This window comes from Corallococcus llansteffanensis (genome assembly GCF_003612055.1).
GTDB classification, from domain to species: Bacteria; Myxococcota; Myxococcia; order Myxococcales; family Myxococcaceae; genus Corallococcus; species Corallococcus llansteffanensis.
Genome location: NZ_RAWB01001216.1, coordinates 1 through 408 on the forward strand (window position 1 = coordinate 1; position 408 = coordinate 408).

The following is a 408-nucleotide window of genomic DNA, read 5'->3' on the forward strand; positions in this document are numbered from 1 at the left end:
TCTGTACGCCGGGCCAGGATAGAAACCATGAAGCTGCTTGAAGTCTGATATCCAGTGGGAGCCATCGTAGATCGCCATGTGTCCGTGAGGGTGCCCGGGGGCGGGTTGAATCACGATCACGTCTCCCTTCATCGGCGAGCCTATCGCCTCATGGAACCCGGCGGCCAGCAATGATGGGCCGTAGTCCTTTGCCGAGCGGGTGCGCTGCAAAGAAATACCGCCCCATTCAATCGCCTTGCGCACGTATTCTGCGCAGCGGCCCACACTATTCGGCTCGATATTGCTTGCTGCATAGTTTGCAGCTGAGATGCCGTCATACATTGCGTGCTCCTGAGAAAGTTGGCAGAGGAGCCTGCTTTCTACACGGTGCACGACCGCAAATGCATGAGCCGTTTCTGAAAATCCAAC

General features: G+C 56.6%; 1 protein-coding gene. It reads right to left on the minus strand.

What is annotated here, in order from left to right:
• Nucleotides 1–321, minus strand: a 321-nt coding sequence (locus D7V93_RS44230) for a CHAP domain-containing protein (protein ID WP_120648756.1), incomplete at its 3' end; no start/stop codon positions are given.
• Between the last annotated feature and the right edge of the window lie 87 nt (nt 322–408).